Genomic DNA, 18,370 nt, shown 5'->3' on the forward strand with positions numbered 1-18,370 from the left:
CAACCTGAGTATCTTATCCCCAAAATATTAAGAGGGTATTTCATGAAAAAATTATTCATTATTGCTTTAACAACCTTAGCATCAAGTTTCACCTTTGCAGAGAACTTACAGTGTGAAAAAAGCTATGAAATTTTTAATAAGCAAGGGGACAAGGAAGTCGAAATACTAAAAAATGGTTCACTTGATGATGTTCTAAAATTTTATGATCAGATTGAATATGATCGTAAACTTAAACCTAAGCATCAAGGACAGACTTTTTCTTCAGGTGAATGGATCAGCGATGCTGAGTACAGAAAAGACATTAAATTACAGCAAGATTTAGCCAAAGATGGATCTTATAAAAATATAGATTCTACATTTTTAAAACCAAAATTAAACTATATTTCTAGTGTAGGTGAAGTTTGTGTTGTGCCTATGCAATCACAAGATGAAATATTCAAAAAGCCTATGCAGACTGAAGCTGACATAATTTTTATACGCGATATTCAAACTAATGAATGGCGAAGATTTATCTATTTTGGAATTGAAGATAAAAAAGACTTTAATGAGTTTTTCCCTGATTTTCCTAAAAATGTAAAGCTTGCTCAAATGTTAATAGATAACAAAAATTTTGCAGAGAGCACTTCAGAATTTGGTTTGTTAATGCTTGAAGAGATGGGTGTTGAGATCACAGCAGAGATGAAGGAAATGATGAAAAATCAAACAGAGCCTTTTAGAGTTAAGTTAAGCGCGAATGGCTACTGAGTTTTATTGTGTTTGTCGCATTTAAACCACCTGCGGGTGGTTTAAATACATTGATTTTGAACATCTAGCCATAACTATATTACTGATCTATAAAGGACTTAGCATCAATTACAGTCATTTTAGGAGTTTCCTCCATTGGTATGTGACCAACTCCTGCATATTTTATAACAGTTATATTTTTTGCATCATTTTCCCATTTATTAATCTGCGTTGATGGCAACCATTTATCGTCAGTACCCCATTGAAGTAAAATTGGATTTTTAATATATTTTATTTGTTTTTTTAGCTCATCTTTCAGATTTATTTCTGTTAATATTTTAGCTAATTCAAGCATAGCCTCTCTATTACCTTCGCGTAAAAAAAGCTCATGATATCGTCGAGAAATTTCAGGGGTTATTCGTTGTTTATTGCTGTATACATCTTTTAATCCTAAATTAAATAATATTCTAGGCGCTGTTAGCTTGGCGAGTATTAATAATTTTGAATCTAAGATATGTTTTAATATCTTGCTAGGTTTGAAATGATATGCGCCTGGATTTAATAAGATTAATTTACCTATTTTGTTGGGAAATTTTCTAGTAAATAACCATGCAATTAATCCACCCATTGAATTACCTGCTAGATGAAAATCGTGTATATCTAAATGTTGAATAAATTCAGAAAGAAATTCAACATAATCATCAGGATGATATTTTTTTTGAGGATGTGGGCCTGTTAAGCCAAATCCAGGTAAATCAATACTTATAACTCGATAGTCTTTTTTTAGATACTCAGCCCAAGCTTCCCATGTATGCAAAGAAGACAATATGCCATGCAGTAGGACAATGACTTGTCCATGTCCCTGATCTGTGAAATGTACATTCATTCCTTGGATCATGGCATATCTAAAATGTACCGATTCATATCGACTACGCAGCTCAGATAATGGAATTTCTTTCAATCCTAATTCTTTATTAAGCACCTCACTGATGAATGAAAAATTCTGTTTGATTTTATTCAGTTTATGAATAAGTTTAATTTCCATATAAATCCCTTAGAACTTTTTTAGGCTTTCAATAGATATTTTCGTATTTCTTCTAGGAGAAAAATTGGTAGTATCACTCTATAAATTAGAAATTCACGCCAAAATAGAAATTTTTATGGCAATAGCAAGAATATCTACATATTACTTTCAATGGTTGCATCAATATTTAAGTGAACTAAAGATTGATCATGAAATGATGAGAAAGGTTTTAGATTTTGATTTTAATACTGATTTTTTACCTATGAAAGAATGGCGTAGATACTTGAAAACTGCAGAGGAAATAACAGGAGATCCAAATTTTAGTTTGAATTTTGCAAAAACGATAAGATTTAATAGCTTTGGAATAGCTGGATATTTACTTTATAGCAGTGAAAATTTAGCCGAATCTTTAAATTTAATGAAATTATTTCAAAAGATCTTTTTTGATGTCCACGAATTGGAGATAAGAGAAAGTGAGAAAGACTTTGTTATTGTCGGAAAAATCGAACTCTGTTTACCAGGTTATCAAGAAGAGTTATTTTCTTTAGCTGCTCCAGTTCAATTTATAAAAATACTTACGGGTCTTGAAGTTAAGCCGATCGCTTTAGGAATAAGAAACGCTGCTAAAGATAACACTCAAGAACTGATAGATTTCTTCTCTTGTCCAATCAATTTTGAACAAAATGATATGTGGATTAAGTTTGATAAATCAGTTTTTGATATTAAAAATCTAATGCCTGATACGATTTTAAAATCTATACTAACAAAGCAGACATATGATTTATTAAAAGACTTAGAATATAAAGACGAACTCATAAAAAAAGTTCAGTTACAGATTATTCATCATATCGCTTTAGGCGAACCTAAATTGGCCTTAATTGCATCTAGCCTTGCTGTTTCACCGCGTACTTTAAATAGGCAGCTACTCAATAAAGGTATAACTTTTCGTGAATTATTACAGGATACAAGAAAAAAATTAGCTTTAGAGTACTTAAAGGATAAAAGTTTAAATTTAACAACTATTGCAACTTTAATCGGGTATTCAGAACAGAGCACGTTTATTCACGCATTTAAGCAATGGACAGGAAAAACACCAAATATTGTTAGAAAACAAATGTAATATCAATCATCTAGTGAAATTTAGTTGGCTTTTCTGATATATCATTGTGAGGATTAATGCCAGCATTGTACAAATCATAATAATCATTGATAGATTCATAAGTGGATTAAAATGAAAGGTATGGCTGATCGGCACCACAATTAAGCAAATTAAGAATTGAATAGCACCTTGAAGTGCGCTTGCAGTACCTGCACGTTGACCTTGTTGAGATAATGCCAATGCATTACTGTTTGCACTTACCAATCCAAGACCTGCGACAAGACCAAACAATCCGAGCATGGTTGAGGATAGATTGACCAAATCATATCGAGGCGAGATAAATAGCCAAATCGCACTCATCACTTGAATCAGAATACCGAGTAATAAGATTCTTATAAGGCTAAATCGACCAATCAGACGAAGATTGATTTGCGAGAAAATAATCAAGCCAGCGGCATTTATACTGAAATAATAACCAAAATTTTCAGGTTTTATCTGGAATTGATCAATGAAAATCGCTGGTGCAGCGGCAATATAAGAAAAGAATGCTGCATAAGACAAACTACCTATAAGTGTAGGGGTTAAAAAACTTTTGTCCCGACAAACATGGAAATAATTGATAAAAATATCGCCGACATGAAGAGATTTTCTTTTATGGTGATTCAGTGTTTCTTCAAAATAAAAATGCACAAGAACAATATTGATGACACCGAAACAGGCAAGGAAAATGAAAATACTTTGCCATCCCCAATTGACTAAAAACCATCCACCCAATATCGGTGCAAGAATTGGTGCGAGTCCCATCATGAGCATCATGCTGGATAAAGCTCTTGCAGACTGTTTAGGTGTTAATCGATCACGAATCGTCGCACGTACCATCGCCATTCCAACGCAACCACCTAAAGCTTGCAATACTCTTGTCATTAACAATTGATCTATTTGTGTGGTGAAAATACACAAAACAGATGCGATCACAAATAAAGTTAATCCAAAATATAGCGGTGGTTTACGTCCAAATCGATCACTAATCGGGCCATAAATAAGTTGACCAATGACTAAACCTAAAAAATATGCGGGCAATGATGATGATACAACACTGGTTGTCACACCAAATTCTACTGCAATTTCAGGAAATGCAGGTAAATACATATCTATTGACATAGGGCCGAGTAAGGTTAAAAAGCTTAAAATACTGATCCATGCCAGGGTATAAGGTTTTGTTTCAGAGGGGGTATCATTGGATTTCTGTATATGGGGTGATCGAGGCATAATCTTACCTAAATGATGATCTTCCGCAGAATGGATGAAAAAAAACAGCGTCACTCAGATTTATGCATTGTGCTCATTGCTTAAAATAAGAAGCATTTCATCCATTTTGGGAATGTCTAGATAGAATGTATTGGCTAATTTAAATTCAGCTGACATGTATTTATTTCTGAGATTCGTTAACCGAAATGACAAGCAAAGGTTTGCACCACGATTTTATTGTTTTTCACAATCAGCGTATCCGTGGCCATTTTTGCATTAGGCGCTGACCAGCGAATATAGGCGACTTCACCATAGACTGTTTTTTCTTCTATACTAATTTCACGTGTACCTTCAGGGAAAAAATCCCGATATACACTTATAAATGTTTCTCGAATCTGATCGGTACCACGTATTACCGTATCGGTTCCATTGATAATGATGGCATCAGATGCATAGTCTTGCACTGTTAAGTCCACATCACCTAAGCGGAAAGCATTTAAATGCCTTTCTAAAACAGCTAAAGTTTCTGTTATTTCACGATTTTCAGTATTTTGTATATTCGTAGTATTCATAAATGGATCTCCAACATTGCTCTAGATAGGGGCCGTATCTAACGACTGATCAATACATTATTGTTGTATTGAAGCGTCCCTTGTAGCTACAGAACAGTTGAAACAGTTATTCCGATTTGTTGAAAATCTGTCAATAAAACTAATTTTTAATTGAAAGTGTGGTGTTTTTTCCCATATTCAAAGCAGATAGTTGTTGATTCAATTTTAGCTGTTCAAATTTAAGCGCGATAAAATCGATAAAACATCTAGTTTTTGCTGGCATGTGTTTTTTGCTAGAAAAATAAAGATTGGTATTCCCTAAATCTGCATACCAGTCAGGTAGGATTCTAATTAAAGTTCCATCTTCTATATATTTTCTTGCATGAGCAGTGGATATCGCAGCAACACCTAATCCTAAAGCGGCACCTTGATGTAATGCACTTGGATCATCTGCGATAAGTTTTTCATTTAAATTTAAGTAAAACTCTTGTTCATTTGGACCTGTAAATTGATATTCATGTAACTTACCGGTTTGAGGGGATTTCATGACAATCCCATCCCAATCGGAGATTTGCGCTGGATGATTGGGCCGTGTTTTATGTTTTAAATAATCAGGTGAGGCAACAATAATCATGTGCAGCGGGGATAGTGGTCTGATAATAATGCCTTGACCTAATTTAATCCCACTTCCAATTGCCACATCAAAATTATCTGTTATTAAGTTGACCTGTCTATTAGATAAGTGCCACTCAAGTTTGATATCTGGATAGTTGCTGATAAATTCAGGCATCAATGGCAGGATATATTCCACCCCAAATCCAGCACTTAAACTGACTTTTAAAATGCCTTTTGGCTTACTCGAATCAACATTAAATTCTGAAATAGTTGTCTGAATACTATTTAAACTGTCTCGAATACTGATAAAAAAGTGTTCACCATCTTCCGTCAATTTAAGATTTCTGGTACTTCGATGAAAAAGCCGAACACCTAAATTTTGCTCTAACTGCGCTACATTTCGAGACACTGCGGCAGGTGTTAGGCTTAAATGTCGTGCTGCGGCAGAAAAACTTCCATATTCTGCACTTTTTATAAATGATTCGAGATTAGACAGCGTTTCCATATTCTATTTTCAATTTTTACTTGAAAAAGATTATAGCAAAAGCACTCTACTTCACAATGAGTACTGATTTTATAGTCGGGAGACTTTAATAAAAGAGTAATGTGAAATGTTAAATAAATTATCGCTGGTTGGAAAAGTTGCGTTAGTTACCGGTGGATCGCGAAGTATTGGTGCTGAAATTGTCAAGACGTTAGCCGCCCATGGCGCTATAGTTGCTTTTACGTATCATTCTTCGCAAATCAAAGCTGAAGAATTGATTAAAGAAATCGAGTTTCATGGTGGGCAAGCCATAGCGATAAAGGCAGATTCAGGGAATCCTGAAATGCTAATCAAAGCGATAGAAGATGTTGCTAAAAAATTCCATAAAATCGATATATTAATCAACAATGCTGGAATAAGTCATTTAGGCAGTCTAGAGTCGGTATCAATCAGTGCTTTCGAGCGATTGGTGGCTGTCAATATTATGGGGGTATTTTTGGCCACTCGTGAAAGTTTAAAACATATGGGGAAAGGCGGAAGAATAATAAATATAGGCAGTACGATGGTCAATTATTCTGGTTTTAGTGGAGCATCAATTTATATTCTTACAAAAGGCGCAATCACAGGATTTTCACGAGGATTAGTTAGGGAGCTTGGCGTTAAAGGTATTACAATTAATACCATTCATCCTGGTCCAACCAATACTGATATGAACCCTATAGATGGACCAATAGCAAGCCTATTATTGCCTAATATCCCAGTAGGTCGATATGGCGAGGGCATTGATATTGCGAATTCTGTTTTATTTTTAGCGAGTGAACAGGCGAGCTATATTAGCGGTGCTGAATTAAGTGTCGATGGTGGTTTTATTGCTTAATTCCTTTGAATCAAAATAAAATTTATATGTTCAGTAGTTAGAAAATGAATTGAAATTTTCTATCCCATATCTATGGAAAAGCCCTCTATTTATAGAGGGTTAAAAACAATTCACAAATCATACTGTTTCAATAGATTATTTCGGATAAGAAGCAAGCTTTAAAATGGAGTTGCATTTATCAGATAAACAGGTTGAATGTGCTGTATAAAAAGGAGTATTCCGAATTTTCTGTAATAAATTGAAAGTACAAATTAGAGATACCAAAAGGCATAGGTAAAAAATTAAAATCCAGATAAAATCATTAAAATTTTTCACTAAATTATAAACTTTGGTTCTTTTAATAAATGACTGATATCGAAATAGAAACCCACCCACTCAAACCATTTCTTCCTGCAAATGCCAAGCTATTGATGCTTGGTAGCTTTCCACCGCCTCAAAGCAGATGGAAGATGGATTTTTACTATCCGAATTATCAAAATGATATGTGGCGGATTTTTGGGCTTATTTTCTTTGAAAATAAAGACCACTTTTTAGATTTACCCAATAAAAATTTTAAAGAACAACGCATTCGTGAGTTCTTAATCGAAAAAGGTATCGCAATTTTTGATACGGCGTATCAAGTTATTCGCTTAAAAGGAAATGCCTCAGATAAATTCCTACAGATTAAAACCCCCACAGACCTAGCACAGCTTTTAACGCAAATTCCTGAATGTAACAGCATCATGACCACTGGAGATAAGGCAACAGATACCTTGATGTTATCTATGCCTGAAGAAACTGAAAAGCCACAGATAGGGCAATCCTCACAAGCTATATTTGCTGGACGAGAGATAGGTTTATATCGGATGCCTTCTTCATCAAGAGCGTATCCATTAGCACTGGATAAGAAGGCAGAGGCATATAAGAACTTATTTAATGAAATAGGCTTACTTTAAGTAAGTTTAAAACTCATAATTTGGCATCATGGTTGGGTATTGAACCCATTTAAAACCAGTCACGTTAAAATCTCGAACATGGGTAAAACTAGACCAAATCAATTGGCTCCCTTTAGTCCATGAGAGTGGTTTGATACGCTGTTCAATCATTATTAATTCTTCAGCAGTGGCAATACGTAGTTCACCAATTTCGATATTTAAACGAACACCGGGAAAATCTGAAAATTTACCAAGAATCATCGATTTCAACCAGAAAAAACGTTTGCTATTCACTGCTTGTAAACATGCTTTGCTATTGTTAGGAATGTTTTCTTTAAATGATTCACTATAAGTATCAAAGAAAAATCCAGTTTGATCATTTTTAAGAATACTGTTCCTATAAGCGTTATATTGGGTTGCCCCAATTGATCGACAGTTGCAATCGAACAATGCATAGAGGCACGTTGAACAGTTGAAATGGTTTTTATTATTTGTTGCCAATTTTGAGAATCACTCATGTTTTTTCTCCTTAAAGCGTCAACATGTTGAATAAAATTAGCAAAATAAACCATATCTGTAATTGACAGTTTTTGTTTTAGCTTAGGCATTTATCCCATTGTACTTGATTAAATCGATATACAGATATAGTCAATAAATGCTTAAGCTTTTCCATTTCCTATGCAAATCGTTTTGCCAGAGCAACACAGATCACAACTGCAAAACAAACAACAATCATTGCAAAACTTACATGCTCACCCAATAGAACCGCTGAAAGCATTAAACCAATAAACGGTTGTACCAATTGAATTTGTCCAACTTTGGCAATTCCGCCCAACGCTAGACCTTTGTACCAAAAAATAAAACCGATCAACATACTAAACAGTGACACATAGATTAAACCAATTGTTTCTGGCCAATGAATATTTGCAAAGCTTGATGGTAGGTAATATAGACTTGAGATAAGCATCAAGGGTAATGCAACCACTAAAGCCCAACAAATCACTTGCCATCCACCCAGTTCTCTTGAAAGCTTTCCACCTTCAGCATAACCCAATCCACAGACAACAATTGATGCAAGCATATAGAGATCACCCACACTAAAACTTAAATTACGGTTTTCATAAAACATAAATCCAACCACAATGGCGCTGCCAATTAAGGCAAATAACCAAAATTGTGTAGCAGGTTTTTCACCCCCACGTAAAACTGCAAAAATTGCAGTCGATAAAGGCAAGAGACCAACAAAGACAATAGCATGTGCCGAGGATACTGTTTGTAAAGCTAAGGCCGTAAATAATGGAAAACCAATCACCACACCTAAAGCCACAATAACCAATGATTTAAATTGGGCAAAAGTAGGTTTTGATTGCTGTAAAATAAACAGGCAGATTAAAGCAATACTTCCTGCAATGGCTGCTCGAGCTGTGGTTAAAAATTCTGGACTAAACCCCATGACGGCAATACGGGTTGCAGGCAAAGAGCCAGCAAAAATCGCGACACCAATAAAACCATTCAGCCAGCCAATATTTGTTTTATCCATCATCAATTACTCAGTCAATTTATGATGATTTAATCGCTATTGACTGGAAATATATATGTACACTACAGTACAATTTTAAATAACTGTTATGCTATTTTTACCAGTACAATTCTATTCAATCTAACGCGTTTTCTCAGATTTCTTATTTTTAAAATACGTGGTTTTTAAATGGCGAAAACAAAAATTGAACAAACAGTGCTGATGATTAAAAATCAAATTTCGAATAAAAGTTTGATTGCAGGTTCACGCTTACCTTCAGTCCGTCAGTTTGCTACACAAACAAATTGTTCTGTTTCAACGATCGTTGAAGCCTATGCCAGATTAGTTGCGGAAGGTGTTTTAGAATCTCGTCTTGGTTCTGGTTACTATGTATTAGGTAAAGCCGAACCGATGCAAATGATTGATACTGAAATACAGTATCAACGTGAAATAGATCCCTTATGGATTTCAAGGCAGTCATTAGAGGCGAAGACCGATGTGCTAAAACCGGGTTGTGGCTGGTTACCCACCACTTGGATGCCTGAACAATCGATCCGTAAAGCATTAAAACAAGCTGCTAAGTCTGAAATCATCATGCTCACCGATTATGCAACACCGCATGGACATTTGGAGTTACGTAAATTTATTGCCAGAAAAAAAGAACTGTATGATTTAAAATTCAAACTGAATCAAATTCTTATTACTGACTCAGCAACCCAGTCCATTGATTTAATTTTCAGACACCTACTTAGCGCAGGTGATGTGATCTTGATTGATGATCCTTGCTATTTTAATTTCCGCGCTTTGATTAAGGCACATCATTTAAAAGCCGTTCCAATTCCATTTACAGAAACTGGACCAGATGTAGAGAAATTTGAACAAGCATTGAATTTAAAGCCTAAAATCTATTTAACCAATTCAGGGATCCATAATCCAACAGGGGCCACGATTTCGCTACAAACAGTTTATCAAATTTCTAAGCTGGTTGAGAAAACTGATTTATTGATTATTGAAGATGAAATTTTTGCTGATTTTGAATATACACCAGCACCACGTTATGCTTCATTAGCAGGTTTTAAGCATGTCATTCAGATTGGCAGTTTTACCAAAACTCTATCAGCTGCAATTCGTTGCGGTTATATCATTGCAGAGTCAGAACTGATTGATCAATTGATAGATTTAAGAATTGCGACCAACTTTAGCAATAGTCATTTAAATGCAGAAATTATTTATCAGGCTCTAATGGACAGCAGTTATCCTAAACATTTAGATTGGTTAAAGAAACATTTGCTTAAAGTCAGCAATGAAATGATGCAAAAGTTGGGGCAACTCGGTATAAAACCGTGGATTGTGCCAACAGCAGGGATTTTTTTATGGTGCAAATTGCCAGATGGTATACAGGCTGCTGAATTATCAAAGTTATGTCTTAAACAGGGCGTAATTCTAGCGCCGGGTAATTCTTTTAGCCAAGCTGAAAATGCAGGACAGTTCATGCGCTTTAATGTTGCACAATGTGTAGATAAAAAAGTCTTTGATATTTTGGCGATGTCAATTCAGCAGTTAAAAATAAATAACTTACAAAGTTAGCGAAAATCCGTTTCCTTATTGCTTTAAAATATGGGTAAATAGTAAGCAAATTTATATTGATTTCAGTGGAATAATTATAATGAGTGTTCAGGATGTACCAAGTCCAATTGATTTAAAAAATCCGCAAGATGCTTTGCAATGGGCAAATGAAGCCAATGAAAAACGCCCTTGGCGTTATGAGTTTTTTGACTATTATGTGAATTTAATTCAAAAAGCAGCCAAAGAGAAACACTATCAAACTGATCAAAACACGCAGTTCAATATTTTAGAAATAGGTTCAGGTCCTGGTTTTCTTGCCAAACATTTACTTACCCAGTGTGCTGATATTGAATATACAGCGCTAGATTTCTCTGATGCAATGCATGAGCTTTCTAAAAGTAAGCTACTTTCTTCTGAGTTAGACAGAGTGCAATATCTGATTGCTGATTTTAAAAATGAAGATTGGCGCGATCAGCTTGGACAATATGATGCCATCATTATTCATCAAGCTTTACATGAGTTACGCCATAAAAACTATGCAAATCAATTTCATCAACAAGTAAAGACATTATTAAAACGTGATGCTCTGTATTTGGTCTGTGACCATATTTTTGCATCAGATGCGATGAGCAATAATGACTTGTATATGTCGAAACATGAACATTTTCAAAGCTTAAAATATGCAGGCTTTACTGACATAGAACTGGTTAAAGAGATCAAAGGGCTCTGTCTGTTTGAGTGTTATTTGTAGCAGTAAATATTTAATACGTTTGGTATATGCGTTGTCATTACACTAAACTTACATCATCCATTCAAGTGGTAAATATGAGACGCTGTACATGACAAATCGTTGGAATCGTGTTGTTTCAGGGTCAACTTTATATTCAATGACTTTGCCATCCGCACGATGATCTAGCCAGATCAGCTCACCTTGTGGATTAAGTTTTAACTCATAAGCAACCCTAAATAGGGTTTGATCCAATAGATTTGAAATTTGCTCTTGTAAAGGATCTGATTGAACAACCAGTCCAACTTCGGTATTGATATTGAATGATCTTGGATCAAGGTTAAATGAACCAATAAAGACTTTGTCATCAATATTGATAAATTTTGCATGCAAACTGGATTTATTTTTGCCTTTTTTCGGAATGATGTTTCCTGTAAGGACCTCATACCAAGTACGGCGATTGCGTTCTATATAAGGTTTAAATTCATAAAGTTTTGCGCCTCCTTTAAGCAGGTCAACTCGATACTTTTGATAAAACGCATGGACAAGCGCAACATCATTTGCCATAAAGGAGTTGGTTAAAATTCTGACTTTGACATTTTGTTTAGGGAATTGGTTGATGAAATCCGTCCCATTTTTTGTAGGAACAAAATAAGCGGCAATCAAATCCATTTCTTGTTTGGGATCACCCAAATGTTGGTGAATTTGGTGTGAAATTAATTCATTACCGTGTGCTTGTCCTAAACTTTTCTTTGGAGAATCTGCCAGAAAATCGGCATAAGCCCAATTGATTTTATTTTGATTAAGCTCATTGGCGAGTTCTTTCTGCTCAAGATTTACCTTTTCATCTGTCGTATGTTCAGCTTGTTCAAGTCGTTCAAAGCTTTTTCGCAAAGTTAATAAATCTTGATCAGAACCTTTATCAATAAATTGATCAATCGGATAGCTTAATTGAAAATTCCAAAAATCGGTAAAAACTTCATTTGCACGATTGACTGCTTTACCAAAAAATAAAATATCCATATCGGTAAATTGGAAAGATTCACTGGCATCAAAATATTCACTGCTGATATTTCGCCCGCCTGTCACAGCAATTGCACCATCAGCAATAATTAATTTATTGTGCATTCGATGGTTGATTCTGTTTATTCTAAAAATATAATCCATTACACGAAAGTGTCGGAATTTATAAGGATTGTATAATTTGATCGAAATGTTTGGATGTGTCAGCAATGCACTTAATTGCCGATCTATTTTTGTTCCATTTTGATCATCGATTAATAAGCGTACTTTTACACCGCGGTCAGCAGCTTTAAGCAATTCGTGTAGCATTAAATTGCCAATAAAATCATCCGCCCAAATATAGTATTGTAAATCAAGTGTATATTTGGCTTTCCGAATCAGGTGGATACGTGACGCGATACTTTGGAAAGCATCATTCATGGCTAAATATGCAGTGAGACCTTGAGTAAGCATCTGTTTTGCTTGAGGCTCATTGATCCAATGCTCTGCATATACTTTAACTTGTTGTTCTTGTTCTGGTTGATTCATAGGTAAACTGCATCCAGTGATTGAAAAAGCCAAAATAACGAAGGCAAGTGAAGTCTTTGAATGATTCATTCTTTCAATGAGTACTTTAAATTTTACTAAATCATATCATCAAGTTAATGGTTGAATCTGTAAAGAGAAAAAGGTTACTGTAGTCCAACTGTTAAAACACAAACCTATTAGGATATTTAGCTATGAAATCACGTGCTGCTGTTGCATTTGGTCCAGGAAAACCTTTAGAAATTGTGGAAATTGATGTTGCACCTCCACAAAAAGGCGAAGTCCTTGTTAAAATTACCCATACAGGGGTTTGTCATACAGATGCATTTACTTTATCAGGTGATGATCCAGAAGGCGTATTTCCAGCAATTTTAGGCCATGAAGGTGCTGGTATTGTTGTTGAAGTTGGTGAAGGGGTAACTTCGGTAAAACCTGGGGATCATGTGATTCCTTTATATACGGCAGAATGTGGCGAATGCTTATTCTGTAAATCAGGCAAAACCAATCTGTGTACAGCCGTTCGTGCGACACAAGGTAAAGGGGTTATGCCTGATGGAACGACACGTTTTTCTTATAATGGCGAACCTATTTATCACTATATGGGTTGTTCAACTTTTAGTGAATATACTGTCGTTGCTGAAGTGTCATTGGCTAAAATTAACCCAGAAGCAAATCCTGAACATGTTTGTTTGCTGGGTTGCGGTGTAACGACAGGGATTGGTGCAGTCCATAACACAGCAAAAGTACAAGAAGGCGATTCAGTTGCTGTATTTGGTTTAGGTGGTATTGGTTTGGCGGTTGTACAAGGTGCGCGCCAAGCTAAAGCTGGCCGTATCATTGTTGTGGATACCAATCCTGAAAAATTTAAGTTGGCAGAAGAGTTTGGTGCGACTGATTTCGTTAATCCAAAAGACTATGATAAACCTGTTCAAGAAGTGATTGTTGAAATGACAGGTTGGGGGGTAGACCATTCATTTGAATGTATCGGCAATGTCAATGTAATGCGTTCAGCGCTTGAATGTGCTCATCGTGGGTGGGGACAATCAGTCATCATTGGTGTAGCCGGTGCAGGTCAAGAAATTTCTACCCGTCCGTTCCAGCTTGTGACTGGTCGTACATGGAAAGGAACCGCATTTGGTGGGGTAAAAGGCCGTACACAATTGCCAGGTATGGTTGAAGATGCGATGAAAGGTGATATCCAACTTGCACCTTTTGTTACCCATACAATGGGCTTAGATAAAATTAACGAAGCATTTGATTTAATGCATGAAGGTAAATCAATCCGTACAGTGATTAACTTTTAAGCTTAAATACTGAGCACGACCAAGAACCAGTGATACATCATGTATCACTGGTTTTTATTTGCATGATAAATGTATGAGTTTTATATATTAATTCTCTAAGCTTATCTTTTTTTGTTATGTTATGGCTTTAAAGCAAAAAATCAAAATAGGTCGTCTTATGAAAAATGTTGCAATTTTAGCTCTTGGTATTATGGCTTTAACCGTATCAGCATGTTCTTCGCTTCAAAGCAATGCAACGCCAGATCAAACAGCACAAAACACTCAAACCACATGTGTTGCTGAACGCGCAACTCAATTGATTGGTCAAAATGATATGTCTGAAGCGAAAATTAAGCAGCTTACACAGGCATCAATCGTACGTAAAGTTGCGCCAAATCAAGGGGTAACTATGGATTATCGTATTGAACGTGTGACTGTAACTGTAGATCCTGCGACCAAAAAAATTACCCAAGCGACTTGTGGTTAATAACACAAATTTAAGCCTTATATGATTGAATAAATACTGATTTATTCAATCATGATTTTAAAGTTTAATTTAACAAATTTGCTTCATCTATTCGACACAGAACAATCATTATAAAAGACTAAAATAACAATTTTTTCTACTGAGTGACTGATAATACTTGCTTAAAGCAGTTTTTTTGTTATGTTTTAAGCTGTACTTTTAGATGTGTAGCGTTAGAGCACAAGACTTCAATTCATTAGCTATTATTAAAACCCTATGAAAAGACTATTTTTAATCCTATTTGTGATTTTGATATCAAACTCAATATTTGCTCAGAGTGAAAACTATAAAATTGCCATGGATAATTTTATAAACAACTATAATGCTGATCAGTATGAAAAAATTTATGATGTATTTTCTGCTGAAATGAAAAAGACATTGCCGCTTGAAAAGACAAAGCAATTTTTCTCAGGATTGAAATCTCAGGCAGGAAAAATTGAAAGCAAAGAATTTCTCAGCGATCAACAAGGAAGTTATGTCAGTTATAAAACCAAGTTTGAGAAAATGGTTTTAACGGTCAATATTTCGCTTGATCAAGAAAATCATATCAAGGGACTTATTATGAAGCCTAACGAAGTTCAAAAAGAGATAAATAGTAGTAATACTGTGAATGCGCTTAATGCTTATCCAAAAGAAATCTCAGACATCATTTTTTCAAATAGCCAAAATTTTCCAAATAATACGCAACTTTCTATTGCAGTCGTTCAAAATCAAAAAGTGAAATATTATGGGGTTATCAAAACTGAAGGTATGATCAAACCGATCGAAAACCAGAATAAGGTTTTTGAAATTGGTTCTATTACGAAAGTTTTTACATCGACCGTTTTAGCTTCGCTTGTTGATGAAGGAAAAATTAAATTAACGGATGAAATCAATCCATTTTATCCATCTTTAAAATTTAAAAATAACACTCAACTGAATTTTAAAGACTTGGCTAATCATACCTCCGGTTTACCACGCTTACCTGAGAATCTAGATTTATCGAATCAAAGCAATCCCTACAAAGATTATGGTAAAAGTCAGATTGAACAATACCTTAAAGATGATTTGAAAATTGAAAATGAGCCTGAAAAAAAATATGTTTATTCTAATTTAGGGGCGGGGTTATTAGGCTATACGCTTGGCGTATCACAAGGAAAAAGCTTTCAAACATTATTACAAAAGAGAATTTTTGATAAATACACAATGAAAAACTCATTTGTAAACTCGCAAAATCTAGATACTAAGTTAGTAAAAGGGCAAAATCCTGATGGACAAATCGTATCAAATTGGGATTTTGACGTTTTGTTTGGTGCTGGCGGGCTATTATCAACCACAGAGGATTTAGCAAAATTTGTAATCGCACAATTCGATCCTAAAAATACCGAATTGACTTTAACGCGTACACCGACCTTTGAAATGAACAAAGATATGAAAATCGGTTTAGCTTGGCATTTGTTAAAATCACAAAATGGAAAAGATTTGGTTTGGCACAATGGCGGAACTGGTGGCTATTCATCTTCAATGGCAATAAATGTTGAGGATAAGACGGCTGTTATTGTGTTATCTAACCTCTCAGCTTTTCATCCAAAAACGAAAAACATTGATAAATTATGTTTTCAGCTCATAGATGAGAAGCAAAAATAATATTTGGATTTTACATATGGGGAAACTTAACACTGCAAATATTTTGAGTAGATTGGAGGTTTACTTTTAGTTTGAACAGTGCAATCCGCCATATGGGCAATAAACCATTGGCGGAAAGTTTTTCAAAATGATCAGAATGAAGTAATACTTTTAACTCAGTAAAAATGCTTCATTTACTCCAGATTGCTCAACAAAACAATCATCATGAGAGACCAGAATGACAGCACCTTTAAATTGCTCAATGGCTTGCGCAAGTAATTCTCGTGACTCGATGTCTAAGTGATTTTCAGGTTCATCCAATAACAATAAATCAATATTTTGATGATGCTGACTTATTCCAAGTAATGCAACTTTAAGTTTTTCACCGCCACTGAGTTGCCCCAATTTTAAGAGTGCTTTTTCGCGGCGGATGCGTAGTTGACCTAATAAATTTCGCCATTCAACCTCCAGCATATCTGGATTAAATTTCGCTAAATTCTCGATCACAGAAAGATCATCATTGAGTAAACTAAAATTTTGATCCAAATATAAACTTTGCCCGGTAAAGAAAATTTCAGTACTTTGTGATTGATCAATCATTTTTAATAGGGTGGATTTACCCACGCAATTTGCACCTTTAAGCTGGATTTTTTCACCGGCTTGGAGTGACAACTTTATGTTCAGTGTGGTGGCATAAGGCAATTGTAAATCGTTAATTCTTAATATTTCACCTTGTTTAGATGATTGAAATTGAAAGTCAAATCGTTGTGGTTTAATTTTTTCTAAAGCTGTTTGTTTCTCCTGTAAACTGCTCTGTGTTTCATCAGCTTGGCGAATTTGCTGTGCACGTAATTTCCCAAAACTTTGCCCAGCTTGCTCTTTTTTAAAATCCAGTAGAATCTTGGCTTGAGAGTTCGAGTCACGCAATTGAGCACCTTTACGTTGACGTTTTTGTGCTTTCATTAAACTATCATGCTGTTGTTGCTTTAACTGTTTAAATTCACGTTTTTCTTGTTGAATAGACTGAGTTAAGGCATGGATTTGTTGTAGGTGCTGTTGAACATAATCTGCATAATTGCCCTTAACATGTTGTAAACCTTGCGCGGTTAAAGCATAAATATGCTGCACTTGATTCAGCAATTGAAGATCATGACTAATAATACAAACTCCCGCCTTATGTGCCTGAATCGATTCAATTAACCATTTTCTTGCCATGGTATCTAAATGATTACTTGGCTCATCTAAAAGTAGATAATGATCTTGTTTTAGAAATAAGCGACACAAAGCCAGCTTGGTTTTTTGACCTTCACTTAAGTGTAGTATGGGAAAATTTAAATCAAGCGGCAGTTGTGCATTGCTTAAAATTTGTTGCCATTTTTGTGGTAAATCCCAACAGTTTTCCACCAGATCATAATCTTCAAAACTGGCACTACTGTTTTCAATACGCTCAAAAGCATTGTGTAGATGAGCAATATCTAAAGCTTCAGCTATTGTTTTGGCATTTAATCGTTGTAATTGTGCTAAATAATCATGTTGGATATGCCATGCAATTTGACCTGAATAGGCTAAATCTGAATGCTGTTGTAGTTGTAATAGTTTAAAAAGTAATGATTTTCCCAAACCATTACGGCCAATCACAGCAGAAGTTTGCCCTGAAAAAAGCACAAAATTTAGTTGCGTAAACATTGTTTGAGTGGGGAATGCCAAACTCAAATTTGAAATAATACATGCTTGTTGCATTCAATGATCCTCATATAGAGGATGCACAAAATAGTATGTAATAAAAGCTTTAAATAACAGTAGATTATTTAATTTATCGTAAAGACGGTATCAGAACCAAAAGATAAGTGTAGCCTTGAGTAGAATCTATTTTGCGCATCAAAAATTAAATAAATAATGATGAGAAAATGACTTACTTCATTGGCGTTACTCTTTTAAGAAGGGGGGATAAGAATGCTTATTGTATTAAAATAAATCTGTATGTCAATGTTAAGCTTTTAAAATGCTCATTTAAAAAAGAATCATCTCAAAAACTTAACTCCCTTATGAAAAGGGAGTTAA

Annotated in this window: 16 protein-coding genes and 1 pseudogene; 9 read left to right on the forward strand and 8 right to left on the reverse strand. The window is 34.9% G+C overall.

The features are described 5' to 3' along the window. Nucleotides 1–42 precede the first annotated feature (42 nt). Nucleotides 43–744 carry a hypothetical protein gene (locus tag AS4_RS10480; protein ID WP_096734087.1) on the forward strand — a complete coding sequence of 234 codons (702 nt, stop codon included), beginning with the start codon at nt 43–45 and terminating at the stop codon, nt 742–744. A 79-nt stretch (nt 745–823) separates the two neighbouring features. Here the strand turns inward: AS4_RS10480 and AS4_RS10485 are convergent, their stop codons facing one another. Continuing rightward, entirely contained in the window at nt 824–1,768 is a 945-nt protein-coding gene (locus AS4_RS10485; RefSeq protein ID WP_096734088.1) for an alpha/beta fold hydrolase, read from the reverse strand. Between the two features lie 64 nt (nt 1,769–1,832). Between AS4_RS10485 and AS4_RS10490 the strand changes: the two genes are divergently transcribed. Further along, the gene (locus tag AS4_RS10490) at nt 1,833–2,867 is read left to right on the forward strand and encodes an AraC family transcriptional regulator (protein WP_096734089.1); all 1,035 of its coding nucleotides are present in this window, start codon (nt 1,833–1,835) and stop codon (nt 2,865–2,867) included. A 6-nt stretch (nt 2,868–2,873) separates the two neighbouring features. On the opposite strand, the gene AS4_RS10495 is transcribed toward AS4_RS10490, so the two are convergent. The 3 genes from AS4_RS10495 to AS4_RS10505 all read right to left on the reverse strand — a co-directional run bounded on the left by AS4_RS10495 (nt 2,874) and on the right by AS4_RS10505 (nt 5,765). Further along, complete coding sequence (locus tag AS4_RS10495; RefSeq protein ID WP_126606914.1) at nt 2,874–4,115, reverse strand: Bcr/CflA family multidrug efflux MFS transporter; 1,242 nt, start codon at nt 4,113–4,115, stop codon at nt 2,874–2,876. A 176-nt stretch (nt 4,116–4,291) separates the two neighbouring features. After that, nucleotides 4,292–4,666, reverse strand: a complete 375-nt coding sequence (locus AS4_RS10500; RefSeq protein WP_096734091.1) for a Cif family virulence factor — start codon at nt 4,664–4,666, stop codon at nt 4,292–4,294. A gap of 139 nt (nt 4,667–4,805) precedes the next feature. After that, nucleotides 4,806–5,765 (reverse strand): LysR family transcriptional regulator, encoded by a 960-nt coding sequence (locus tag AS4_RS10505; RefSeq protein WP_096734092.1) that lies wholly within the window; start codon nt 5,763–5,765, stop codon nt 4,806–4,808. Between the two features lie 106 nt (nt 5,766–5,871). Between AS4_RS10505 and AS4_RS10510 the strand changes: the two genes are divergently transcribed. Further along, nucleotides 5,872–6,621 carry a 3-oxoacyl-ACP reductase family protein gene (locus AS4_RS10510; protein ID WP_004821478.1) on the forward strand — a complete coding sequence of 250 codons (750 nt, stop codon included), beginning with the start codon at nt 5,872–5,874 and terminating at the stop codon, nt 6,619–6,621. Between the two features lie 344 nt (nt 6,622–6,965). Then, entirely contained in the window at nt 6,966–7,556 is a 591-nt protein-coding gene (locus tag AS4_RS10515; protein ID WP_096734093.1) for a uracil-DNA glycosylase family protein, read from the forward strand. A 6-nt stretch (nt 7,557–7,562) separates the two neighbouring features. On the opposite strand, the pseudogene AS4_RS10520 reads toward AS4_RS10515, so the two are convergent. Together AS4_RS10520 and AS4_RS10525 are read right to left on the reverse strand one after the other, a co-directional pair. Then, a pseudogene (locus AS4_RS10520) lies at nt 7,563–8,053 on the reverse strand (pyridoxamine 5'-phosphate oxidase family protein). Between the two features lie 158 nt (nt 8,054–8,211). Further along, nucleotides 8,212–9,075, reverse strand: coding sequence for a DMT family transporter (locus AS4_RS10525; protein WP_167468942.1), 864 nt, complete (start codon nt 9,073–9,075; stop codon nt 8,212–8,214). A gap of 168 nt (nt 9,076–9,243) precedes the next feature. On the opposite strand from AS4_RS10525, the gene AS4_RS10530 reads away from it, so the two are divergent. Beyond that, a complete protein-coding gene (locus AS4_RS10530) occupies nt 9,244–10,641 on the forward strand; it encodes an aminotransferase-like domain-containing protein (RefSeq protein ID WP_096734095.1) in 1,398 nt (465 codons plus the stop codon). 79 nt (nt 10,642–10,720) lie between these two features. Beyond that, nucleotides 10,721–11,371 (forward strand): class I SAM-dependent methyltransferase, encoded by a 651-nt coding sequence (locus tag AS4_RS10535; protein ID WP_096734096.1) that lies wholly within the window; start codon nt 10,721–10,723, stop codon nt 11,369–11,371. Between the two features lie 48 nt (nt 11,372–11,419). Here the strand turns inward: AS4_RS10535 and AS4_RS10540 are convergent, their stop codons facing one another. Then, entirely contained in the window at nt 11,420–12,898 is a 1,479-nt protein-coding gene (locus AS4_RS10540) for a phospholipase D family protein (RefSeq protein ID WP_096734097.1), read from the reverse strand. Between the two features lie 191 nt (nt 12,899–13,089). On the opposite strand from AS4_RS10540, the gene AS4_RS10545 reads away from it, so the two are divergent. The 3 genes from AS4_RS10545 to AS4_RS10555 all read left to right on the forward strand — a co-directional run bounded on the left by AS4_RS10545 (nt 13,090) and on the right by AS4_RS10555 (nt 16,330). Then, nucleotides 13,090–14,199 (forward strand): S-(hydroxymethyl)glutathione dehydrogenase/class III alcohol dehydrogenase, encoded by a 1,110-nt coding sequence (locus AS4_RS10545; RefSeq protein ID WP_004821485.1) that lies wholly within the window; start codon nt 13,090–13,092, stop codon nt 14,197–14,199. 157 nt (nt 14,200–14,356) lie between these two features. Continuing rightward, nucleotides 14,357–14,665 carry an I78 family peptidase inhibitor gene (locus AS4_RS10550; RefSeq protein ID WP_096735510.1) on the forward strand — a complete coding sequence of 103 codons (309 nt, stop codon included), beginning with the start codon at nt 14,357–14,359 and terminating at the stop codon, nt 14,663–14,665. A 255-nt stretch (nt 14,666–14,920) separates the two neighbouring features. Then, the gene (locus tag AS4_RS10555; RefSeq protein WP_096734098.1) at nt 14,921–16,330 is read left to right on the forward strand and encodes a serine hydrolase; all 1,410 of its coding nucleotides are present in this window, start codon (nt 14,921–14,923) and stop codon (nt 16,328–16,330) included. Between the two features lie 150 nt (nt 16,331–16,480). Here the strand turns inward: AS4_RS10555 and AS4_RS10560 are convergent, their stop codons facing one another. Continuing rightward, nucleotides 16,481–18,049, reverse strand: a complete 1,569-nt coding sequence (locus AS4_RS10560; protein WP_096734099.1) for an ATP-binding cassette domain-containing protein — start codon at nt 18,047–18,049, stop codon at nt 16,481–16,483. Nucleotides 18,050–18,370: the final 321 nt, after the last annotated feature.

It is taken from the genome of Acinetobacter guillouiae (assembly GCF_002370525.2).
Lineage (GTDB): Bacteria > Pseudomonadota > Gammaproteobacteria > Pseudomonadales > Moraxellaceae > Acinetobacter > Acinetobacter guillouiae.